We start from the raw sequence: 21824 nt of genomic DNA on the forward strand, positions 1-21824 counted from the left end.
CATTATGCCGTAAGCTTTTGGCGACCTTATGAACAATCTCGGAAAATGGGGCCACTTATTTAGCTGCGCTTTTGCCGAGTTTTGTTTGTCCAAACATTGCTTTGAAAAAGTCGTTTCCGAGTTTTGATTGTTCAGCTATTGTCATTAAGGTACTTACTTATCGGTAACAAAAAGTCGATGAAGTTGTGTAAATAGCCAGCAGTTATAGCGCACATCTACAACGCCTGCGTTCAAGTGTATTTTTCCCTCATTATGAAATTTAGTATTCATTATTTCAATGAACTTCTTTTTTATTGACGAGATTCTCCCCGGCATTTCAATAAACCTTCGTGCACTTTCCCGCGGTACCGAACGATATCGAGTGCTTTTGTATCAACATGAGGGCGTATTGGCTTTCTCGGATGGGTCGAAACTTGGAAACCTGACGGATTGTACTCCGCAATTCCGCGCGTTTCTAAATCTTGCTCGCGAAACATCCGCAGATCTTGTAATGACTCCCGAATATTCTTGTCCTTGGACAAATATTCGCGAGATTATGGAGGACAGAAGTCTTTGGCCTGTTCAAGGTAAACTTTGGGTATTAGGAGCAGAATCCATTACCAAGGAAGAATTACGTGCATTTCATTCCCAATATGCTACTGATGACAAGATTGTTCACTTTGATGCAACAAGGCTACAAGAGGAATTGACATTCTTGAACCCACTAGTGTATATTTTCCAGGCAAGTTTTGGGGATAATCGTATGTTGGTTACGCTCGTTCAATTCAAAACCAAACATATGGGCGTTTGGGGTGGCGGAGAGCTGGAAAGAAATCATTTGATTGGAGGCGAAGAGGTTTATGTCTTACGTAACAATGTAGATTCTGTAAACCTGTTAACATTAATATGTTCGGAAGCCATGAACTTTCCAGCAGCAATGGGCACTGCACAACTTACTCAACTGGGTTGGAACGATCGCCCATTTCTGATTCTGAACCCGCAGATTAATCCAGATCCATTATATAGCGAATTTATTGCTTTTAGAAAGTTCTTGTTTAATCAGGAGCGAAAGGAGCTTATTAGCCTTAACTGGAACTCGTCTTCCAAGATCGGTAAGGATGCACTTCTTCGTGGAGGAACATCGAGGAGCGGTATCTACCTAAACTCCAATCAAGTGAGATTTGGAGACCTAGGGCGGATTCGCAAAAATCATAAACTTGGCTTGTACTATTTTTATTTTGGAAGGGATAAACATGCATATGTCCTTACCGGCAAGGCTCATGCATTCCTGATTGAAAACCTTTCCGTAAATATTACTGAGGGAGTTTTAGCACAGCGAATGAGGAATGGTCCTGAAATAATGGAGACATTTGTTTTACGGGCAAGTAACACCTTCGTATCAGAGGCCTCAATATCAGACGATCACCGACAGGTGCTTTTGGACCTGGGGTGCCGAAATGCTTTTCTTAATTCTGCCGATAATTGCGTGCTCGAGAAAGAACGCTTGGTATGCCTCTCCGCCGGCAAATTCCTATCTCGACCAAATGAGAGTTGGTCAAATCTCGATCAACTGTTCTCAATCCGCCTGGCTGAATCGACGGAAAATAGTAAGAGGGTCACTTTTGTCGAGGACACTAGTGACGAAAGCCGAGATCAACTAAAATCATACATGGTTGCCGTAAATACCCTTGATGGAGAGATACTGCCAGATAAGGCTCAATATCCCAGCAGCATCGCCGATTTGAAAGCTCAGCCGGTCTTTCTAGGATATGGACAGGATGTCGATGATGATCATCACAAACTTATTCATAAAGAACGTTATCGTTACAACTTGATGAATGAAGATGGCCAAATGATAAAAGCGACCGTATGTTATTTGGGAATGACAACGACGCAACATGCCATACAAACCTATGAGTTTTTGCAATCAATGTTTGAAGAAGATAGTATGAATCGTCGGAGGGTCGTGGTTTTTTACAAGCTTGGTCTTGTTCCATTAGTCATTGCAGACGTTGATGCTGGCCGCATCGTAGTTGCAGAGGAAAGAGGTTTATCATCATTTCTGAGTTGAACATGAATACAAGAAATATATTAGCGCTTGCTGGCCAGTATATTACTGGTCTAAGTGAAGTTAAGGATAACATTTTCAGAGGTACTCTAAATCTTGCCGATAAGGTGGCAGGAGTATACTATTTTGATTTAAACAATCAGCTTCTGGATGATTTTGAAGCGTATCAAGAGAGCCTGCTTGCAAATGAATTTTACTCGAATCCAGGTAACCTACAATGGAATTATTACTTGTTCATGCTAAATGATCAGCTCGAGGAATCAGCAAAGCAACAAATAGAAAAAAATGACAAGTACGCTCGGAAGTACGTAGTCAATGAAAGCGAATTCGAAGACTTCTTCACCTTAGAGAAGAGTGATGCCTCCATTCGCCCTAACATCGTGGCAGATTGGAAACGTCGCCTTGATCTAGTTGGTCTTGAAGATGTCTACTCAACTCGGACCTACGTGGATGTCATCGCTGACTTCAAAGCAAATGATGTGAAGGGTAAACAGGAAGGAACGAAATCTCGCCCCAAAACTGATGCTGACAAAATACTATTTATCAACCGATTAGTCTTGGGTAAAGGCTATCGGCGCTATCCAAAAGTTCGAAAATACCAATTTGCAAGAGTGAACCTTTTCCGAGGAATTAATGGCGTCGGAAAAACATCACTTTTTGAAGCAATTGAAGCCATGATTTGTGGCAAATGTTTACGTAATCCTTCTGTATCCATGCCCAAGGGGTGTATTGAGGCAGAGTTCAATAATTCCGGCAGCCTTACAGCCTTCAACAGCGCTAACACCCAACTTTTCCAAGCGCGGGACTTGAATTGGTATTCGACTAATAGTCGAACAAATACATTATACGCGTCATTTAACAGGTTTAATTTTTTTAATGCGGATGCCGCACACAGTTTTTCTATTGCTAGTAATGAGCGCGAAGCTCGGGAAGCACTGTTCGGTATTGTGCTTGGCCCAGAATATCACTACATATCGGAACGCTGCCAGGGGGTTTTGGAAAGACTCAGACCGGAATTTAAGAAGCTAAGGGAACAGGTTGAAGAAGAAAAACTGAAGGTGCAGCGAAGCGAGAAAATCATTAAGAATTACAAAGAACCGAAAACGTTAGGTCAACTACGTCTGGGGATTTTACAACTATATAATGGATTAACTTTTAGACTTCCTGCGGCTGAGGGAGATCTTGCACTCATAGAGGAGCGCAACAACGAATTACGGGCGGTTCTGACCACGCTTTTGTCGTCCACTAATACACATATGACCTTGGCCGACTTTAACGCTTCTCTCGAGAATCGTGCTGCAAAACGGCTAACATTGGAGGCTAGAGAAAAAGAACTGCGAACGCTTACCGAGAATCATAATCGCCTTACTGCGGATGAAAAGCGCCTCAATACGCTCTATGACTTTCTAGATCGCTGTTTCCTGTACGTCCAAGACGAAAAATTAATGAAGCTTGCTGGCCTTCAGGCGAGAGAGGGTGAGGCGAATCTAACACGTAGTAAAATTCTGTTTTGCAAAGAGTTGATTGCAGGGATTGATGAAAAGAAATTGGCTTTAAGCCTCGACCCTAGAACATTGGAAGCCGATGTACAGAGGTTGACGAAGGAGATAAAGGAGGTCGACATAAAAATTAATGATTTTCTAAAGTCCCTTAGCCAGATCGATGGTATACTTCGGCAGATAAAGGCGCATGGCAAAGAATTTCTAGAATTAGACCACAACTCAGTCACATGTCCTCTATGCCAGTCTCAATTCGACCGCACTGAATTGGTCAATCGGATCTTGCAAGAACGTGAAACCGGCAGACGCGGGCAACCTAATGACGAACTGCATTTATTTCAAACTAAACTGGAAAACCTAAAAAGTACTTTAGTCGAAAAGCAGAAGAGCCAAATGGAACAGGGAAATATAGCAAGGGCTTATTCAGCAGCATTTCCAGAAGAAGGTGTTGAAGCTGATTATAATAAAGCATTTACGCGGGTATCAAATTTTGTCGCGCTCGAAAAGAACAATGAGAACGAGCTTTCCGAGATTTCGGAAATTAAAAATTACGCTAACCAGTTGGGGCGATCGGAAAAAGAGTATTACGAGCTCAGTCTTGGATGTGAGCATCAACTAAATGAATCAGTTCAGTTCACTTTCGGTCAGGCCGACTCTTTCAAGAAACTGCTTGAACAAACCATGCGAGAAATCGCTCAATGTAAGAAGGAGCTTGGAGACACTTTGATCGAGCGAACTAATGTAGGTAATGAAATTAAACAATTATTGGGCGTTGAGGGAACCAGCATGGTCATGAGAGACATTCGGCAAATTTGGGATAGAGATGAAGCAGCTTTCAGCAGAATCAAAAGTTCTTACGAAGTCCTTCAGGTCCTAATTGAACTAAACCCGAATAGAAACTTGACAGATCTCAGCGATCAATCTACTTCCCTTCAAAGTAACATTGATAGTTTTCGAGAAGAGCAGAAAGTTCAATTCGAGTATCTTGCTGCACAAAAGGCATATTCGGCAGCAACAGAATTTCTTAAAAAAAGTGAACCCGAACTCCCAAAATACGAGAAGGCGGTCGCTACTCTTAGAGCCCTGACCGGCGAAGAGGCTTCCGCCGATGTTAGCGCGTTTTTCGATGAGAATTTTCTGGAAATCCTAGATATTTTCAAATCTATTCACATTCCAAAGGAGTTTCAAGGCCTTAGATATGTTGACGACCGGCTTGAGCTTACGACGGATGAAGGAGAGATTCGCTCAGTATCACAGATCAGCACTGGTCAACGCTCAGCACTCGCACTTGCAATTTTTCTATCCCTAAATGGGAAGTTGACCAATGGGCCGAATATTGTCATGTTTGATGATCCGGTGTCGTTTATTGACGACTTAAACGCGCTATCATTTTTGGATCATCTGCGACTGCATGTGCTTAGGTCTGGGAAGCAAATATTCTTCGCAACTGCAAATACCAGACTAGCAGGACTATTCGAAAAGAAGTTTGGTTTTTTGGGTGAAGACTTTAAGCGGTTTCAACTCGAAAGGAGTGAAACTGAAAAGTAGGGCCGCAAAGTGATCATTTCGCTAACTATTCGAGGCCAAGATAAATCAGTATATCGGCCTCGAATAAATTATGTTTGCTACTAGCTTCGAATCGGCCTACTTGCGGATTCTGAGAGCAATCTACCTTTCAAAGCCTGCATATCCTCACTAACCTTTAAATCCAAGATTTTAGCGTAAATCTGTGTGGTACGGATATTAGTGTGGCCCAGCATCTTCGAAACACTTTCAATAGGAACACCATTTTGCAAAGTGATCGTAGTTGCGAAAGTATGCCTGGCAACATGTGACGTGAGGATCTTATCGATTCCACAAACCACGGCGATTTCTTTGAGATAGTCGTTCATTTTTTGGTTGCTGGGTACCGGAAGAACAAGTCCGCGTGACTCGCAAATAGGATCATCTTCGTATCGCGCGATTATCGCCAGCGCTTCGGGAAGAAGCGGGATGTGCGACTTAACGTTAGTCTTGGTGCGCTGCGTGAAAATCCATTGCTCGCCATCAATTCCTCGCGCGATATCGCTTCTTTCGAGGCTCTGAATATCTGAGTAAGCAAGGCCGGTGTAACAACAGAAAAGAAAAGTATCTCGAACCTGGGTAAGCCGATTACTCGCGAACTCCTTCTCGGCAAGGAGGGCAAGTTCTTCTTTTGTGAGAATTGCCTTGTCAACTTTTTTGAACTTACCCTTGAAATTTAGATAGGGGTCAAGATTCATCCAGCCATTCCCAAGGCAGATATTCACAATCTTGCGAAACATCTTCATGTGTTTTACCACGGCATTGTTTCCCATTTTGCGGACCGAACGTAGATGGAACTCGTAGTCGGCGATGAAAGCAAAATCTATGCGGCCGATATCAAAGTCTGTGGTATTAAAGTTGGCTTTCAGGAAGTTTTCTGTGTGTCGTCTCAAAACCTCGTACCGTTTGAATGTTCCGATAGCATATTCCTGGCCAACGAGCGAGTGCATCCGCCGATTGTGCTCTACAATCACCGCCATCAACATCCGCTGTTTTGGGCCGATTCCCAAGAATTTGTTTTTAATGGTTTCGGCAGTTGCAAGCTCGCCCTGGCGAATTAAGGAAGCATGTGCGTCCAAGAATTGTTGTTCGAGGTTGCCCAAATAGGCGTTGAGTGACTTCACGGCCTCCTTGTTACCTAGAACCCGACCTGCCCCCGTATTCCAGGTCTTAGGGTCGCACTCACGTCCGGTCGCAAGTTCTGACCTCTTACTCTCAACGGTAATCCTTAGGTAGATGGGCATAGGCCCGGTTTGATAATTTCTCGGCTTCTTCAAATAGAAAAGCAGACTCAGCTTTGTTTTCATAACCATTTACAGGTTTAATAGTTGAACAAAAGTAGTCTTGCAAGCCTAGTCAGCGCAAGATGTCCACCGCATGGACATCTTGTAAATCAATTGGTTACGCAATTTCTGGTGAGTAAACTTTTGAGGCTGATTGACTCACCGAATTACTCACCAAAACTTTGAGAATATTTGAACGTTTTGGTATAGTAAGGGCAAACAAAAAAGCCTGCAATCGTTTGATTTGCAGGCTTTTGATGCTTTTTGTTACTTCTTCAAGTGATCCCGCTGGGATTCGAACCCAGGACCCATACATTAAAAGTGTATTGCTCTACCAGCTGAGCTACGGAATCATTTTCTACTTGCTTTGCAACTTTCGAAGTTTTGCAGTCTTGGATTAGCCGTGGCGTTTTCCGTAATTGCGATGCAAAAGTAGAATTCTTTAAAGTATAATGCAAGTACCCTACAAGAAAAACCTGTTTTTTTCGTTTTTAATGCTGGCCTTTTTCGCGCCGGCAACCGCTTTTTGTGCCAATCCAAAAGAGCTCAAAACGGCTGATTCTCTGTTCGCTATCGCCAGGTATTCCGAGGCGCAAACGCTCTATAAAAAAAATTTCAGTTTGACTGAAAAAAATAGTCAGGCGCTGCTTTTGAAGCTGGCTTTCCTCGCCGAAAAGACGAACAATTATACCGACTGCCTTTTTTTTCTCAGCAAATTGGCCCTCACGCAGCCTTCAAGGCATCTTTTTGAAAAAATGGACAAGCTCGCCAAAGAGCAGAATCTAAGTGGCTATGAATTCGACGATTACAATTATTTCATAATATTTTATCGAAAATATGGTGATTACATTCCAATATTGCTCCTAACTTTGGGCACCTATATAGTTGTCATAATGGTTACAAAGACGCGTAGGAAGGAGCCGATTTTGCAGATTCACAAGGTTTCGATTATCGTTTATCTGCTGGCATTGCTGGGAATACTAAATGTGCCTTCGCTTTATCAAACGTGCATTATCGTGAATGAAAACACGTTCCTTCGCGATGAGCCTTCGTCCGCGGCGGGAGTAATCGAAAAAGTGGGTAAAGGGCATAAACTGACGATCATCGGGTCTGTCGACCACTGGGACAGGGTTATCTGGAACAACCGGATCGTTTACATCCGGAAAAGCGACCTTTGGAACATCTGACGACCAACTGGTATCATTTTTGGAGGATTTAAGTTTATATGTATATTTAGGAGTCAAATTTTTAATTTAACGCTGTATGAAAAAGCCAATGAAACGTTATTTACTATTAATCGCAGGAGTTTTGATGTTAGGATTTGTAACTTCCTGTAAAGAGGAAGGGCCTCACAAAGATGACATTGTGAAGTTCTCGGCTGTAATCAATAGTAGCCCAACCGTTCCAAAGGCTACATCGTCGGCACAAGGCACGGGCGTATTTGAGTACAACAAAAATACGATGGAGCTTAAATACAATATTAATTTCCAGAACATTACACCCACTTCGGTGACGCTCAACGCAGCAAACCCTGCATGGGAACGCGGCGGAATCATTCAGGAGCTGGCCAGCAACCCTACCGGTCAGGTAAGCGGTAGTTACAAAATTAAAACCAACGAAGAGCAAACGCAGCTGATCATGGGTCAGATGTACATCAATGTCCCTACCGAGCTTTATCCATTCGGGGAAATCCGTGGACAGATCCTCGCCGACAAATTCGAAGAATAAGCGATAATCCACCATATTAAAAAAGGCTTTCGGGAGCGATCCTGAAAGCCTTTTTTAATGCCCTACTTTTTGCGTTTCTTCTTTTGCCTGGACTCGAACTCCTCCACTTCCCGCATTAATGCCCCCAGGTCGTCGGGCGCGTCGGCCGTGAATTCGAGCGTTTCCGCGTAATCTTCGGCAGTCAGTTTCACTACGGCAATGGGTTTATCCAGATATTGCTGAATCTGATCCAATACCGGCTTTTCCTCTGCACTGCAAAACGACACGGCGATGCCCTTCTGCATTCCGCGGCCGGTACGGCCCACACGGTGAACGTAATTCTCCGGTTGTTCCGGTAAATCATAATTGATCACGTAATCCACGCTAGGGATATCGATACCGCGTGCGCTCACATCGGTCGCGATCAGCACTTTTACATTACCTTTCTTGAACTCATTCATGGCAGTGAGGCGGTCGGCCTGCTCTTTGTCGCCGTGAATGGTCAGACTTTTGATTTCCATGCGTTCGAGCGCGTTATACACACGCTCCGCGCGCACCTTCGTACGTACGAACACGAGGATCTTCTTCTCAGGATTCTGGCGGATGACGCGTTCGAGAAAAAAACGTTTATCGTCCATAGCCACGAATGCCACGGAATGATCGATATTCTTCGCGACAGGATTTTTAGGGGAAATCTGAATGCGGATCGCGTTCCGAACGAGCGAGTAGGCCAGTTTCTTGATCTTCTCATCGATCGTCGCGGAAAAGAACAGCGTCTGCCTTCTTTTGGGTAAATGCCGGATCAGGTCCTGAATGTCCTTGATGAACCCGAGATCAAGCATATGGTCGGCTTCGTCGAGAATGAGGGTATCTACACGGTCAAGTTTGATATAACCCTGGCTTACGAGGTCGAACATCCGGCCAGGCGTGGAGACGAGAATATCGATCCCTTTTTCCAGCTTGGCGATCTGGGGCCCCTGCTCTACCCCACCGAACACGCTGAATGTCTTTACTTTGGTATATTTTGAAATACTACTAAAAACCTCGGCAATCTGGATCGCCAGCTCGCGGGTCGGCACCATCACCACACATTTGATCCCTTCGGAACGGCTGGACGTTTTCTGTTTATGCAGCTTGTCCACCACGGGGATCGCAAAAGCGGCTGTCTTACCGGTACCGGTCTGCGCGATGGCCAGCACATCCTCCCCCTTCATCACCGCCGGAATGGCCTTGAACTGGATGTCCGTAGGTTTTTTAAACCCGGCTGTTTCCAGGCTCCGCTTGATTTCCGCGGCAATGGGGTAATCTTCAAATTTCATAGGCAAATAAGTGGGCAGACCGGCCCCGGCCCGCCCTTCGTTTTAATGGGAGTGCAAAGATAACCGGTTATCCGGCAATGCATGAGGTATTACAAGCCCGGCTCGTAAAACCGCAGCCGGTTGCGAAGCGAATTCAGTTCCCTGTCCAAATGCTCGATACGACTCAGCAGGCCTTGAATGGCCTCGATACCTTCGAGATTAATGTCGAGCTCGTGGTGGAGGCGGATAATGCGCTCGATGCGGTTCAATTGCGGGATTTGCAAAAAGCGGGTGTTGTCCACGATCACCGTTTCGATCAGGTCGTGGTCCTGCAATGACTCAACAAATGCATATTCCACATCGTAACTCGTGCAGAATACCTCGATAGCAATCAATTGATCATTTTCCATATCGTTTTCAGGATTTAGACAATTCTGTAAACAACTCTTTCTGCCGCTCTGTGAGGTTGGTCGGCACTTTTACGTCGAAAGTCACATAAAGATCGCCGAACTGGTCTTCCTTTTTGTAGACGGGGAAACCCTTCCCTTTCAAACGCACGACGCTGCCGTTCTGCGTTTCAGGCTTAACGGGCAGTTTCACCTTCCCGCCCAATGTCTCCACTACCAGCTCACCGCCCAGCACCGCCGTGTACAAATCCAGGTCGGCCTTCAAATGCAGGTCATTGCCCGATCTCCTGAATTTTTCATCAGCCGCCACCGAAAAAGTAATGTAGAAATCGCCATTCGGCCCGCCGTTGCTGCCCGGTCCGCCGTGACCTGCGATTTTAATGGTTTGCCCATTCTCCACGCCGGCAGGCACCGTAATGCGAATGTTTTTGCCATTGACAGTCAGCGTTTGCTTATGCGTTTCATATGCGTCGCGGAGATTCAGATGGATCTCGGCCTGATAATCCTGCCCGCGGAAACGCGCCTGCCTACCGCCCCCGAAACCGGAGCCGAACATCGATTCGAAGAAATCGGAGAAACCTTCATTGCCGCCTCCGTACCATTGCCCCTCCTGCCCTCCTGCCTGGCTGCGCGCCTGCCGCGCACGCTCGAATTCCTCGCTGTGCTGCCAATCCTTGCCGTACTTGTCGTACTTCTTCCGTTTTTCCGGGTCGCTTAGCACTTCGTTCGCCTCGTTCAGCTGCTGGAATTTCTTCTCCGCCTCCTTGTCGTTCGGGTTCAGATCGGGATGGTATTTCCTCGCCAGTTTTCTATAAGCATTCTTAATGGCCTTATCGTCAGCATTTTTGTCGAGTCCGAGAATCTGATAATAATCTACAAAAGCCATAAATATTCAATCTATTGATCGTGAATAACGGTTTATAAACTGTACACTACTTTCGTTCCAGCATTTTAATGTACAAATCTTCCACTTTCTTTCGTGCCCATGGTGTTTTTCTCAAAAATTTAAGGCTCGATTTCACGCTGGGTTCGTGTTGAAAGCTGTTGATATTGATGTGATAACCCATTTGCTCCCAGCCATAATAGTCTACGAGTTCATTCAGAATAGCTTCGAGTGTTTTGCCGTGAAGCGGGTTATTCGGTTGTTGATCCATGCGTGCCGTTAGAAAATGTTGCCGTCTGTTTTAAAGTAGATTTCTGTTTATAAATAATTATTATGCAGGTCGATTAGTTCAAAACCTAAAACCTGTCCGATGGATCAGATAAAATGGGGTATTATCGGTTGCGGCAATGTAACCGAAGTCAAAAGCGGTCCCGCATTCAACAAGGTACCCAACTCATCATTGGTGGCTGTCATGCGCCGCGACGGCGCCCTCGCCAAAGACTATGCCGAGCGCCACGGCGTACCCAAATGGTATGACAACGCCGAGGCGCTCATAAACGACCCGGACGTCAATGCGATTTACATTGCCACGCCGCCCGACGCCCACGAAAGCCTGGCTATCAAGGCAATGCAAGCTGGAAAGCCGGTTTATATCGAAAAACCGATGGCCCGTACCGCTGCCGAATGCGACCGGATCAATGCCGAAAGCAAGCGCACCGGCGTGCCGGTTTTCGTGGCCTATTACCGTCGTACACTGGATTACTTCCTGAAAGTGAAGGAGTTGATTGACAAAAAAGCGATCGGCGACATCCGCTACATCGACATTTGCCTGCAATGGCAGCCCTATGACGAAGAAGTGGGCTCGAACCCGAAGCCGCGCTGGCGCGTGAACCCCGAAATTTCCGGCGGCGGACATTTCCATGACCTCGCCTCCCACCAGTTCGACCTGCTCGAATTCATCTTCGGGCCCGTTAAACATGCCTCGGGCATCGCGCGCAACCAAGCGGGCCTGTACGGAGCCGACGATATTGTAGTAGCCAATTTTGAATTCGAATCGGGTGTATTAGGTAAAGGAAGCTGGTGCTATACGGTGGATAAGGACCAGCGCGAGGACGAAACGCAGATTATCGGTTCGAAAGGCCGCATTATCTTTTCGTTTTTCGAGAAATTCGATATTCACGTCGAGACTTCGGAAGGAATCGAGGTTTTCCATGTGCCTTATCCGCAGCATGTTCAGCAGCCGCTCATCGAATCGATTGTGAAAGAATTACGCGGCGAGGGCAAGAGCCCAAGCAGCGGCGACACCGGCGCTCGGGCGAATCTGATCATGGACAGGATCACCCAAAAACAATAATTTATGCGTCCCGCGATACAATTTAGCGGGTTATTGCTGTTATTTGAAAGATTACACAACTCTAAAATTCAATAGTCATGGCCAAAGGAAAAAACCTGGACAAAGGAAGCGACAAAAAAGAGGCTACTAAATCCCTGAAAGAAAAAAGAGCCGATAAGAAGGCAAAAAAGGATGGTAAGAAAGATTACTGATCTTCTGAAAAGTCCTTCCCGAATGGCTCCCGCACACGCATGCAGGAGCCATTTCGCATTTAATAAATCTCCCGGTTGGTTTTGTATTTCGCCAACCGTTTCCGGGAACGGACGATTTTCGAATGGATTTTGTTCTTTTCGTCGGGCGTAAGGATGTCGTCGGCCATCGCCTTGTCGATCGTCAGCTCGATCATACTGCGCTCCTTTTTCATCTTGGCGTATTCGTTGGCGGTCAGTTTTTTGCTTTTGTAAGCCGCTTCGATCTGCCCGTTGAGCTTCCGGAGCTCGGCTTTGAAGTTTTGTGAATGCGCGCTGTGACCTATTAATAATGTAATGATACCGGCAAAAATGAGTTTCATGGCGATGAAGAACGTGCTGTTATTGAGGTTTAAAACTAATGCGAATATAAACCGGCATACATAAACAGTGCCAGGCCGGTTTCGTGACTGGTGCAAATACTTGCGCAAGTTTCGGGTTGGCTACCTGCGCGGCGCGGGCCAAATTTGTATCAACAAATTAAAACATCCAATGGACCAGCAAGCTTATAACTACGACAAAATCGCGAAAGCCATCGAATACATCGTGGCGAACGCCAAAGAGCAGCCAACCCTCACCGAGGTAGCCGACGAAGTGAATATCAGCCAGTTTCACTTCCAGCGCATGTTTTCGGAATGGGCGGGCGTGAGCCCCAAGCGCTTCCTGCAATATATTACGACGGGTTATCTCAAAGACAAAATCAAAGACACGACCAACCTCGCGGAGCTCGCGGAATCGGCCGGACTTTCGAGCCAGAGTCGGGTATACGATCATTTCATTTCGATCGAAGGCGTTACGCCGCAGGAGTTCAAAAGCGCCGGTAAAGGACTGGTAATCAATTATGGATTTCACGAAACACCTTTTGGGGACTGCTTCGTTGCCGCCACCGAGCGGGGCATTTGCGCCATGGCATTCGTGGACGACGCTACCCGCGATTTCCAGCTCATCGAACTCGCCCGCAAGTGGCATTACGCCACCATCCGCCCCGATCAGCAGCTCGCTGCCGGTTACATTCAACGCATTTTCAGGCCTGCGGAGCAATCACTCGAAAAGCTTCCCCTACTCGTGCAAGGCACCAATTTCCAGCTGAAAGTGTGGGAGGCATTGCTTAGCATTCCTCAGGGCTCCGTAACTACCTATCAGCAGATCGCGGAAAAAATCGGGCATCCGAAAGCCGTCCGGGCCGTAGGTTCGGCTGTGGGCGACAACCCGATTGCCTACATTATCCCCTGCCACCGCGTGATCCGGAAAGAAGGCATTCTGGGCGAGTACCGCTGGGGTAGCCTGCGCAAAAAAGCATTGATCGGTTGGGAGGCTGCCCGTCAGGATGAGGAATATTTTGCACAGGAGCAGGCGATTTTGAAATAGTACAATAAAAATAAATTGTCACTATAATGAATTGTATGACAATTTAATAGCCTCGTCGCAATGCAACTTTTCCGTGTTGGACTGATTATGGATTCATGGTTTTCAAAACTATCAACCAAAATCAAAACATCAACATGAAAAAGAAACTAATCCTGTCGCTGGCAGTTTTCGCCCTGATCGTAACCGCGACATCGGCCAGCTTTGCGCAGTTTTCGCTCGGTTTGCAGGGCGGTATCGCCAAATCCAATGTGGAAGATTCCAAAACAGTTGCCGGTGGTGGCGTAAACCTCCGCGTATTTGCTTCACCACAATTCGCGATCGGGGTGGCCGGTAAAATTTACGCCGACGGAAGCGATTACCGCGTCGCCGGACAAACGCTCAGCAGCACCGGAACGCTCATGCCAGTAACCGGTACGCTCGACTATTTTTTCACCGACGGCGTGATCCGCCCGTACGTAGGTGGTGACGCAGGTGTGTATTTCTCGAAATACAAAGCGAAATGGAACGGCGAAACCGTACTCGAATCTTCGACCCGCAGCAACTTCGGTACCGCACCGAGAGCCGGTATCGTGTTCGCATTCGGCAACCTCGGTATTCAGGTAGAAGGTATTTACCACTTTGTATTTGGTAACAAAAACCATAGCTCCGATACCGGCAACGTCGACAATATCGACTTCGAATCCACTTCCAAATTCGGCGGTGTGAACGTCGGTATCATCTTCGGGCTGGGCGGCAAGTAATTTCCTGATCAGCACTAAAAGCCAAAACGCGCCACCACGGCGCGTTTTTTTGTTGTAAGGGATTCCCGCATTAACTTGCCCGCTCATTTATGGGCTACGAATTGGCAGAACCGTTATCATTTCCGGAAGAACTTTGCAACTGGCTGGAAACCTTGCCATTTGCGTGCAATATGGCTTATCAACCGGATTTTGCATTGCCTTTGCTGGAAGTAACTAGTGCAAACGGACCGGTTTTAAAAGTAATGCCGGTGGAGCTGAGCAAATGGAACAGATCGAGTCAGAATTTTTTGTTAAACCAATTAACAAACCGCGTCCAATCTATTCGAAATGAAGGACTTCCAACAGTTGTCATTTGGGAAGATTATTGGTTAGGAAAGAAAGGCATTGTACAATCAAGGCTGGCAGCCATGCTGGGCTTTTCAGCCAAAATTCCCGCGCGCCTGACGCAAGTACGCAGGATCGACAATGCAACAACGGCACAATTTCTGGAAGCGAACCATCTGAATGGCAACGTCATGTCGAAATTCCGGTATGGCTTATTTTTACCCAAACGCTACTACCGCGTGTTGCCGGAAGGTTTTACTTTCGACGCAATGGCAGAAGAGTTGCTCGTAGCGGTGGCTACATTCAGTAATGCGAGAATTTTTGAACAAAACAATGCGCCCTTCCGCTCACACGAACTGATCCGGTTTGCGAGCTTGCTGAATACCAATGTGGTCGGTGCGCTGGATAAGCTGCTGAATGCATTCATCCGCGAAAAGTCGCCGGACGATATCATGACCTACGCCGACCTCGAATGGTCCGACGGCCGGAGCTACAAGCGGCTCGGGTTTGAAGAAAGAGGTGAAATGCCCCCGCGCGAGGTGCAGGTGCGCGTGGCGGATATGCATCGCGTGCGTACAGAAACCACGCATTCCCCCGAAAAACCGGCGATTGAATATCTAACAGTGTACAATTTGGGCAGTATCAAATACGTAAAAACCATTAAACCTTCCCAAACCGATGAATGCTGAAACGCCGCTACTGATCATCCTTGGGCCAACAGCTTCCGGCAAAACCCATCTCGCCACACGCGTCGCGCATGAGATCGGCGGCGAGATCATCAGCGCCGACTCGCGTCAGGTTTACCGGCAAATGGACATTGGTACGGGTAAAGACCTCGAAGAATATGTGGTAAACGGTGTCAATATCCCCTATCATCTCATCGACATCCGCGAGGCCGGCGACAAATATAATGTCAATGACTTCCAGCACGATTTCACCAATTCTTACCGCGGGATAGTGGCCGCCAGCCGCATTCCGGTCGTTTGCGGCGGCACCGGTTTCTATCTATATGCATTGCTGAAAGGCCATGCCAACGACACGGTGCCGGTGAACGAAGCGTTGCGCACGGAGCTTGAACTGCTTACAAATGAGCAGCTGACGGCAAGATTTCATAATTCACAGTCGCATTACCACGCATTGGCCGATATTTCGACCCGCAAAAGATTGATACGCGCTTTGGAAATTGCCACATACCTGAACGCGCATCCGGAGACGAATATTGACTTTGGTAATCAGTCGGTTGCATACCCGGCAATGCTGTTCGGGCTCAATCCCCCGGTTGAAACGCGGCGCGAGCGCATTAGCAAACGGCTCTCAGTCAGGTTAAAGCAAGGTTTAATAGAAGAGGTACAAAACATTTTAAATCAAGGCATTACTCCCGATTCTCTGATCTATTACGGTTTGGAATACAAATATGTAACCCTGTACCTCACGGGCGAGATGACTTTCGATGAAATGCATTCAAAACTGGAAACCGAGATTCACCGCTTTGCCAAACGACAGATGACGTTTTTCAGAAAAATGGAAAAGGACGGACTGAAAATCAACTGGATACCCGACGAATGGTCGGAGCAGGAGAAAATACGGTTTGTAATTCAGCATTACCGGGAATTTAAAAGCGGAAATGCCGGTAATATGTAAGTGTAAACCAACCAAAAAAACGTCGTTACAATAGATGAATCGCAAATGGAGCAGCCTGCTGTTGCTGCTGGTACTGAGTGTTACGGATGCCTACCTGCTCGCGCATCCAAATCTGATCGGGAAAATCGGGGTGCTGGTGTACAAGCACCATTATATCCGCAACTTTCCGAGGGCGCTGCTCACGGTGGTGATCGTAGTGGGCATATCGCTGGCGGTCTGTGAGCTGGTTTACCGGCTTACCCGGAAGAAGACGGCGATATTCAGCTACCTGTTGTTGACGGCGGTTGCGGTGTTCTGGTTTATGTATGTTTTCGTAACGTTTTCGTCATTTTCCTACCGGATCACGGGCAAGGCATTCATTTACGGAGCGCATTTGCTGCCGGTCATACTGGCGGGTTTGAATCTGCGGTATCTGTTCAAACGGATACTCGTCCAGGAACCGGTTAACGAAAGCTTAACAGACGAAAAAAGTGGCTCCGGAGGGGTTTAGCAGGCTATGAAAAGGGCAAATTGTTGTCCAAACGGCCTGAGACAGTAGAATATTCTCATAAATCCTTCAAATTGTGAAATAATATTGTTTCCGTCTTGATTTTTCACAAATAAACCACGGATAATAATAGAAAGTACGCGGTTTTTTAGGATATTGCGGCTTGTGTCGGACCGGGAAATGGTTAAACCCGAAGCCATTTAACACAAAATTAACTTGTTGGGTAAGTAAATCGCTGTTAACGAAAAACTTTGGCTTGAATTGACCGATTGGCCTGCCTTGTTCATTAACCCTTTTAATTTTATTCTTATTTCTATGTCCCAAATAGCTGAATTGACCCTTGAAGGTAAAAAGTACGAGTTCCCCGTAATTGAAGGAAGTGAGCAGGAAAAGGCGATAGATATTTCCAAGTTGCGTGACCAGACAGGGTATATTACGATTGATCCAGGTTACAAGAATACCGGTGCCACCAAAAGTGCCATTACATTTCTGGACGGCGAGGAAGGCGTGCTCAATTACAGAGGTTACTCGATCGAGGACCTGGCCGAAAAATCTTCATTTCTTGAAGTAGCATACCTGCTTATCTACGGAGAGCTTCCTACTGAAAAACAATTCGCTGAATTTGAACATGAAATCCGCACGCATACGCTCGTAAACGAGGATATGCGCAAGATTTTCGAAGGTTTCCCGGTGAATGCGCACCCAATGGGCGTACTATCGTCGCTGGTGAGCGCGATGAGCGCCTTCTACCCGGACGCTAACGCGCAAAACTCGGAAGAAGCTACGCAGCTGCACATTATCCGCCTGCTTGCGAAGTTGCCTACTATCGCGACGTGGTCTTACAAAAAATCACAAGGCCACCCGGTAAACTACCCACAAAACGACCTCGACTACTGCTCGAACTTCCTGAACATGATGTTCTCGCTCCCCGTAGCGAAATACAATGTAGATCCGGTTGTTTCCGCAGCATTGAATAAACTGCTCATCCTCCACGCCGACCACGAGCAAAACTGCTCTACCTCGACCGTAAGACTGGTAGGATCATCACACGCCAACATTTTCTCGTCCATTTCTTCGGGTATCAGCGCATTGTGGGGCCCGCTCCATGGCGGCGCCAACCAGGAAGTGATCGAAATGCTCGAAGCGATCAAAGCTGACGGCGGTGATACGCAGAAATACATTAATATGGCCAAAGACAAGAGCAGCGGCTTCCGCCTGTTCGGCTTCGGTCACCGCGTTTACAAAAACTTCGACCCGCGTGCCCGCATTATCAAAAAGGCCGCAGACGACGTACTCAACAAGCTCGGCATTAACGACCCTGTTCTCGAAATCGCACAGAAACTGGAAAAGGCGGCATTGGAAGACGAGTACTTCGTACAACGCAAGCTTTACCCGAACGTAGATTTCTACTCAGGTATCATTTACCGCGCTTTGGGTATCCCTACCAATATGTTTACGGTGATGTTCGCGATCGGGCGTCTGCCGGGATGGATCGCACAATGGAAAGAAATGCGCGTGAACAAAGAGCCAATCGGCCGCCCACGCCAGATCTACACCGGAGCGCCTAAACGCGAGTTCGTTGCGATTGGTGAGAGAAAGTAAGTTTTAAGTTCAAAGTAAAAAGTTCAGAGTTGAAGGTGTAGATAATCACTTCGACTCTGAACTTTTTACTTCATACATTATAACTCTAAACTCTGAACTCATAAACTCTAAACTCATAGACTTCATCAAGGCGAAAGCCGCTCAATTCTCCACTCCCCTCCTACCTTCGTATAAGCTAACCGGTCGTGCAGGCGGCTGGGTCTTCCCTGCCAGAATTCTACATAATCCGGCATCACGCGGTAACCGCCCCAATGCGGCGGGCGGGGCACTGGCTGGCCTTCGAAACGGGCTTCTAGTTCACTTGTTTTTGCTTCCAGGAACTCCCGGTTCGGGATTACTTCGCTTTGGGCCGACGCCCAGGCGCCGATCTGGCTCCCGCGCGGGCGCACAGCAAAGTATTCACTGGATTCTTCCTCCGACGTTTTCTCGATTTTTCCTTCGATACGCACCTGCCTTTCAAGCTCTTTCCAGAAAAATGTAAGCGCTACCTGCGGGTTTTGCCCGATCTCCTGTCCCTTCTTGCTGTCGTAGTTGGTGAAGAACGAAAAGCCCCTTTCGTCGAGGTCTTTCAGGAGCACGATCCGGCCTGTCGGGCGGCCTTCTGAGACCGTGCTGAGCAGCATTGCATTCGCCTCGAAAATGTCCGCTTCAAGTACTTCATCAAACCATAACCTGAACTGTTTCAGCGGATCAGGATCGAGATCGGCTTCATGCAACCCTTTGAGTCGGTAGTCGTACCGGATATTTGCAATGTTATGGTCCATTGGATACTAATATGTTCAATGTTGGGATGCCAAAAGTAGCCATTTCAAGGGAAAGATTATTAGATTTGTAATCTATAAGAGACCGTACGTACGAAACAAGCATCACGATGGCACAAGAACAACAAGAAGGGGTCAAAAGCGAAGAGCAGGACGACCTGGCACCCAAAACGATTGATACCCTTGAAATTGATCTTAACAATGAGTTGACGGAGGAGCACGAGGAGGAAACGCCTGATGTGGATTACAGCCAATTATCTAAGGAGCAACTGGTTAACTTACTTGAAAACGAACTCGCAGCCGTTCGCGGCGAGGGTGCGACAGCCGCTCAGCTGAAAAAAGCGGAGGCGGTTGCCAAAGGGGTTCGTACGGTCGTAGATCAGATCAAACAAAAGGACCGCGAAGTCGCGCTGAAAACGTTTATCGAAGAAACAGGCGGCGAAGACGGGTTCGAATACAAATACGACGCGGAAACGCAGAAAATCGACTCGCTGAGCCGGGAAATCCGGGGCCTCAAAAATGCTTTCTACCAGAGTCAGGAGAAGGAAAAAGAGAAGAATTTCAACGTAAAAACCGCGCTGCTCGGTCGTTTGCGCGCACTCGTGGATGAGGAAGGCACGCGCGAAACCGATGCTACCGGCCTGAAATCGAGCTGGGAGGAATTCAAGAAGATCCAGGAAGAGTGGAAAGGCGCAGGAAATGTGGCATCACCGCATAACGGCACGCTTTGGGCAACGTATAATGCATTGATCGACCGCTATTTCAGCAACCGCAACATTTACTTCGAACTCAAAGAACTCGACCGCCGCCGCAATGCCGAACTGAAAGCAGAGCTGTGCGAGAAAGTGGAAGAGCTGGGTAAATCGCTGGAAAGCCGTCCGATGACGCGCGAAATCCTGAACGAAGCCAACCATATTTTCGAGGAATACAAACACCTCGGACCTGCCCCGAAAGAAGACCAGGAAAAACTGTGGCAGCGTTTCAAAGAAGCCCTCGATGTGCTTTATGATGCGCAGCGCGGCCAGTTTGCTGAGCAGAAGAAATCGATGCAGGAGAACTACGAACAGAAGCTCAAAATCTTTGAAGCGATTGTTCCGTTCACGGCTTACAACTCGGGTAGCATTAAAGAGTGGAATGCCAAAACGAAAGACATTATGGCTTTCCAGGACCAATGGGTGGCCCTGAAAGGCATTATGCCGCGTGAGGAAGGCAAAGAACTGAGCAAAAAGTTCTGGGCTGCGCTTAAAACGTTTTTCAACAACAAAGGCGAATTCTTCCGCCAGCTGGAATCGAAACGCGAGCAAAACCTCGACCTGAAAAACCAGCTCTGCGAAGAAGCCGAAGCTGTTCTGGCCGCTGGCGAGGACAATCCATCCACTACGCAGAAGGTCATCGAGCTACAAAAGAAATGGAAAGGCATTGGCCAGGTTCCAGAGAAATTCAAAGACACCATTTACGACCGTTTCAAAAAGGCCTGCGACTCGTATTTCGATCAGAAACGCGCGAAAAACCGCGAAGTGGAAGAAGAATTCGAGAACAACCTGAAACTGAAAACCGACCTTATCGAACGGATCGAGGCGGCGGCCAAAGACAAAGACGAATCGTCGCTCAATCTGTTGAGCGCATTCAAGTCGGAATGGTCGTCGGTAGGCTTTGTACCGAAGAAGGATATGCAGGCCATTCAGAAGCGCTATATCGCGGCAATCAACACTTACGTGAGCGCCATCGGCCAGCTCTCGACCAAAGAGAAAGAACAAGCCGTGCTCGAAAGCGAAGTGGAACTGGTACGCGACGGCGAAAGCAGCCGCAACCTCTACCGCAAGGAAAACGACATCCGCCGCAAAATCACGCAACTTGAAAACGACATTTCGCTTTGGCAGAATAACATCGAATTCTTCGCGAAATCGAAAACTTCGGATCGTTTGAAAGCAGAATTCGAAAGAAAGATCAATAATGCATTAAGCCAGTTGGACGAGCTGAAACACCAACTCACTATTATTCAGGAAGCTATCTAAAACCTGAAAAAAAAGTTGAAAAATTTACTTTGAAAAGGTTGCATCGTATATCCCGCTCGACTACTTTTGCACCATGATAACGGAATAACAAACGGTATCACAAAGAAAAAGGCCTCCATAGCTCAGCTGGTAGAGCAACTGACTTGTAATCAGTAGGTCGTTGGTTCGATCCCGACTGGGGGCTCTTAACAGGAACACTTAGCAAATTTGCTAAGTGTTTTTTGCTTTTGGCCCCTCCCGGCCTCCCCCGCCCAGCTCCGACGACAACCGCATTGCCTCATCCACAATTTCCGCCGGGAATCGGTGGATCAAATCAAAAACTTGTGGAGCGCATAGGATTTTCTAGGTTTGTGTTTTTAATCAACCTAGTTCGTTTTGGAGAGTTTCTTGCCTATTATCCAGTTTCTATTACCAGAGTTTATCCTTGAAAATTTTGAATTGACATCCATCGACCGTCAGGATGGAGTATTTCACGTGCATATAGATGAGAAGAATGCGGATGAGAATGACCCGGAGAGGAAGAATTTGCTCTCCAAAGGGTTCTTTCCGATGATTACTGTTCAGGATTTTCCAATTCGGGGCCATAAGGTCTTCCTTCACATCAAACGCCGCAGATGG

At 47.0% G+C, this 21824-nt stretch carries 20 protein-coding genes and 2 tRNA genes; 14 read left to right on the forward strand and 8 right to left on the reverse strand.

All coding sequences use genetic code 11. The features are described 5' to 3' along the window. Positions 1–277 precede the first annotated feature (277 nt). Entirely contained in the window at positions 278–2050 is a 1773-nt protein-coding gene (locus tag BLQ88_RS26280) for a hypothetical protein (protein ID WP_090155977.1), read from the forward strand. Between the two features lie 2 nt (positions 2051–2052). After that, positions 2053–5094 carry an ABC-three component system middle component 1 gene (locus tag BLQ88_RS26285; RefSeq protein ID WP_090155978.1) on the forward strand — a complete coding sequence of 1014 codons (3042 nt, stop codon included), beginning with the start codon at positions 2053–2055 and terminating at the stop codon, positions 5092–5094. A gap of 80 nt (positions 5095–5174) precedes the next feature. Here BLQ88_RS26285 and BLQ88_RS26290 read toward each other — a convergent pair whose 3' ends face one another. Next, on the reverse strand, positions 5175–6416 hold the full coding sequence (locus BLQ88_RS26290) for a site-specific integrase (RefSeq protein WP_176885118.1): 1242 nt from the start codon (positions 6414–6416) through the stop codon (positions 5175–5177). A gap of 256 nt (positions 6417–6672) precedes the next feature. Beyond that, positions 6673–6745: transfer RNA gene (locus tag BLQ88_RS26295), tRNA-Lys, on the reverse strand. Between the two features lie 99 nt (positions 6746–6844). Here BLQ88_RS26295 and BLQ88_RS26300 point away from each other — a divergent pair. Both BLQ88_RS26300 and BLQ88_RS26305 read left to right on the forward strand, forming a co-directional pair. Continuing rightward, positions 6845–7579 carry an SH3 domain-containing protein gene (locus tag BLQ88_RS26300; RefSeq protein WP_090155980.1) on the forward strand — a complete coding sequence of 245 codons (735 nt, stop codon included), beginning with the start codon at positions 6845–6847 and terminating at the stop codon, positions 7577–7579. A gap of 124 nt (positions 7580–7703) precedes the next feature. Next, positions 7704–8120 carry a CHRD domain-containing protein gene (locus tag BLQ88_RS26305; protein WP_176885119.1) on the forward strand — a complete coding sequence of 139 codons (417 nt, stop codon included), beginning with the start codon at positions 7704–7706 and terminating at the stop codon, positions 8118–8120. Between the two features lie 62 nt (positions 8121–8182). Here BLQ88_RS26305 and BLQ88_RS26310 read toward each other — a convergent pair whose 3' ends face one another. The 4 genes from BLQ88_RS26310 to BLQ88_RS26325 all read right to left on the reverse strand — a co-directional run bounded on the left by BLQ88_RS26310 (position 8183) and on the right by BLQ88_RS26325 (position 10958). Then, positions 8183–9418: a DEAD/DEAH box helicase gene (locus BLQ88_RS26310; protein WP_090155982.1), complete on the reverse strand. Its 1236-nt coding sequence runs from the start codon at positions 9416–9418 to the stop codon at positions 8183–8185. An 89-nt stretch (positions 9419–9507) separates the two neighbouring features. Next, positions 9508–9807, reverse strand: a complete 300-nt coding sequence (locus BLQ88_RS26315) for a chaperone modulator CbpM (protein ID WP_090155983.1) — start codon at positions 9805–9807, stop codon at positions 9508–9510. 7 nt (positions 9808–9814) lie between these two features. Then, positions 9815–10690: a DnaJ C-terminal domain-containing protein gene (locus BLQ88_RS26320; protein WP_090155984.1), complete on the reverse strand. Its 876-nt coding sequence runs from the start codon at positions 10688–10690 to the stop codon at positions 9815–9817. Positions 10691–10736: 46 nt separating this feature from the next. Next, positions 10737–10958 carry a VF530 family protein gene (locus BLQ88_RS26325; RefSeq protein WP_090155985.1) on the reverse strand — a complete coding sequence of 74 codons (222 nt, stop codon included), beginning with the start codon at positions 10956–10958 and terminating at the stop codon, positions 10737–10739. Between the two features lie 99 nt (positions 10959–11057). On the opposite strand from BLQ88_RS26325, the gene BLQ88_RS26330 reads away from it, so the two are divergent. Continuing rightward, entirely contained in the window at positions 11058–12041 is a 984-nt protein-coding gene (locus tag BLQ88_RS26330) for a Gfo/Idh/MocA family protein (protein WP_090155986.1), read from the forward strand. 250 nt (positions 12042–12291) lie between these two features. Here the strand turns inward: BLQ88_RS26330 and BLQ88_RS26335 are convergent, their stop codons facing one another. Continuing rightward, positions 12292–12591, reverse strand: coding sequence for a hypothetical protein (locus tag BLQ88_RS26335; protein WP_090155987.1), 300 nt, complete (start codon positions 12589–12591; stop codon positions 12292–12294). A 169-nt stretch (positions 12592–12760) separates the two neighbouring features. On the opposite strand from BLQ88_RS26335, the gene BLQ88_RS26340 reads away from it, so the two are divergent. The 6 genes from BLQ88_RS26340 (at position 12761) to BLQ88_RS26370 (ending at position 18430) form a co-directional block, all read left to right on the forward strand. Then, on the forward strand, positions 12761–13636 hold the full coding sequence (locus tag BLQ88_RS26340; RefSeq protein ID WP_090155988.1) for a methylated-DNA--[protein]-cysteine S-methyltransferase: 876 nt from the start codon (positions 12761–12763) through the stop codon (positions 13634–13636). Between the two features lie 134 nt (positions 13637–13770). Next, the gene (locus tag BLQ88_RS26345; protein WP_090156012.1) at positions 13771–14376 is read left to right on the forward strand and encodes an outer membrane beta-barrel protein; all 606 of its coding nucleotides are present in this window, start codon (positions 13771–13773) and stop codon (positions 14374–14376) included. A gap of 89 nt (positions 14377–14465) precedes the next feature. After that, the gene (locus BLQ88_RS26350) at positions 14466–15389 is read left to right on the forward strand and encodes a hypothetical protein (protein WP_229212871.1); all 924 of its coding nucleotides are present in this window, start codon (positions 14466–14468) and stop codon (positions 15387–15389) included. Next, entirely contained in the window at positions 15379–16341 is a 963-nt protein-coding gene (gene miaA, locus BLQ88_RS26355) for a tRNA (adenosine(37)-N6)-dimethylallyltransferase MiaA (RefSeq protein ID WP_090155989.1), read from the forward strand. Before BLQ88_RS26350 ends, miaA begins: the two co-directional genes overlap by 11 nt. A gap of 34 nt (positions 16342–16375) precedes the next feature. After that, positions 16376–16831, forward strand: coding sequence for a hypothetical protein (locus BLQ88_RS26360; protein ID WP_090155990.1), 456 nt, complete (start codon positions 16376–16378; stop codon positions 16829–16831). A gap of 312 nt (positions 16832–17143) precedes the next feature. Then, positions 17144–18430: a citrate synthase gene (locus tag BLQ88_RS26370; RefSeq protein ID WP_090155992.1), complete on the forward strand. Its 1287-nt coding sequence runs from the start codon at positions 17144–17146 to the stop codon at positions 18428–18430. A 125-nt stretch (positions 18431–18555) separates the two neighbouring features. Here the strand turns inward: BLQ88_RS26370 and pdxH are convergent, their stop codons facing one another. Beyond that, the gene (pdxH, locus tag BLQ88_RS26375) at positions 18556–19194 is read right to left on the reverse strand and encodes a pyridoxamine 5'-phosphate oxidase (RefSeq protein ID WP_090155993.1); all 639 of its coding nucleotides are present in this window, start codon (positions 19192–19194) and stop codon (positions 18556–18558) included. Between the two features lie 107 nt (positions 19195–19301). Between pdxH and BLQ88_RS26380 the strand changes: the two genes are divergently transcribed. From BLQ88_RS26380 to BLQ88_RS37690, 3 genes are all read left to right on the forward strand, one after another. After that, a complete protein-coding gene (locus tag BLQ88_RS26380; RefSeq protein ID WP_090155994.1) occupies positions 19302–21206 on the forward strand; it encodes a DUF349 domain-containing protein in 1905 nt (634 codons plus the stop codon). Between the two features lie 111 nt (positions 21207–21317). Beyond that, positions 21318–21390 (forward strand) — tRNA-Thr (locus tag BLQ88_RS26385). A gap of 254 nt (positions 21391–21644) precedes the next feature. Continuing rightward, a partial coding sequence (locus tag BLQ88_RS37690) for an ISAon1 family transposase N-terminal region protein (RefSeq protein ID WP_445447083.1) occupies positions 21645–21824 on the forward strand: 180 nt, incomplete at its 3' end.

It is taken from the genome of Dyadobacter soli (assembly GCF_900101885.1).
Classification (GTDB): domain Bacteria; phylum Bacteroidota; class Bacteroidia; order Cytophagales; family Spirosomataceae; genus Dyadobacter; species Dyadobacter soli.

What these genes read in the sequence shown, in the direction of transcription:
- BLQ88_RS26325 (WP_090155985.1), bottom strand. Translation starts at nt 10,958, where the DNA reads ATGGATCAACAACCGAATAACCCGCTTCACGGCAAAACACTCGAAGCT.
- BLQ88_RS26360 (WP_090155990.1), top strand. Translation starts at nt 16,376, where the DNA reads ATGAATCGCAAATGGAGCAGCCTGCTGTTGCTGCTGGTACTGAGTGTT.
- BLQ88_RS26300 (WP_090155980.1), top strand. Translation starts at nt 6,845, where the DNA reads ATGCAAGTACCCTACAAGAAAAACCTGTTTTTTTCGTTTTTAATGCTG.
- BLQ88_RS26335 (WP_090155987.1), bottom strand. Translation starts at nt 12,591, where the DNA reads ATGAAACTCATTTTTGCCGGTATCATTACATTATTAATAGGTCACAGC.
- BLQ88_RS26345 (WP_090156012.1), top strand. Translation starts at nt 13,771, where the DNA reads ATGAAAAAGAAACTAATCCTGTCGCTGGCAGTTTTCGCCCTGATCGTA.
- BLQ88_RS26350 (WP_229212871.1), top strand. Translation starts at nt 14,466, where the DNA reads ATGGGCTACGAATTGGCAGAACCGTTATCATTTCCGGAAGAACTTTGC.
- BLQ88_RS26320 (WP_090155984.1), bottom strand. Translation starts at nt 10,690, where the DNA reads ATGGCTTTTGTAGATTATTATCAGATTCTCGGACTCGACAAAAATGCT.
- BLQ88_RS26280 (WP_090155977.1), top strand. Translation starts at nt 278, where the DNA reads ATGAACTTCTTTTTTATTGACGAGATTCTCCCCGGCATTTCAATAAAC.
- BLQ88_RS26370 (WP_090155992.1), top strand. Translation starts at nt 17,144, where the DNA reads ATGTCCCAAATAGCTGAATTGACCCTTGAAGGTAAAAAGTACGAGTTC.
- BLQ88_RS26330 (WP_090155986.1), top strand. Translation starts at nt 11,058, where the DNA reads ATGGATCAGATAAAATGGGGTATTATCGGTTGCGGCAATGTAACCGAA.
- BLQ88_RS26340 (WP_090155988.1), top strand. Translation starts at nt 12,761, where the DNA reads ATGGACCAGCAAGCTTATAACTACGACAAAATCGCGAAAGCCATCGAA.
- BLQ88_RS26305 (WP_176885119.1), top strand. Translation starts at nt 7,704, where the DNA reads ATGTTAGGATTTGTAACTTCCTGTAAAGAGGAAGGGCCTCACAAAGAT.
- miaA (WP_090155989.1), top strand. Translation starts at nt 15,379, where the DNA reads ATGAATGCTGAAACGCCGCTACTGATCATCCTTGGGCCAACAGCTTCC.
- BLQ88_RS26310 (WP_090155982.1), bottom strand. Translation starts at nt 9,418, where the DNA reads ATGAAATTTGAAGATTACCCCATTGCCGCGGAAATCAAGCGGAGCCTG.
- BLQ88_RS26285 (WP_090155978.1), top strand. Translation starts at nt 2,053, where the DNA reads ATGAATACAAGAAATATATTAGCGCTTGCTGGCCAGTATATTACTGGT.
- BLQ88_RS26315 (WP_090155983.1), bottom strand. Translation starts at nt 9,807, where the DNA reads ATGGAAAATGATCAATTGATTGCTATCGAGGTATTCTGCACGAGTTAC.
- BLQ88_RS26380 (WP_090155994.1), top strand. Translation starts at nt 19,302, where the DNA reads ATGGCACAAGAACAACAAGAAGGGGTCAAAAGCGAAGAGCAGGACGAC.
- pdxH (WP_090155993.1), bottom strand. Translation starts at nt 19,194, where the DNA reads ATGGACCATAACATTGCAAATATCCGGTACGACTACCGACTCAAAGGG.
- BLQ88_RS26290 (WP_176885118.1), bottom strand. Translation starts at nt 6,416, where the DNA reads ATGAAAACAAAGCTGAGTCTGCTTTTCTATTTGAAGAAGCCGAGAAAT.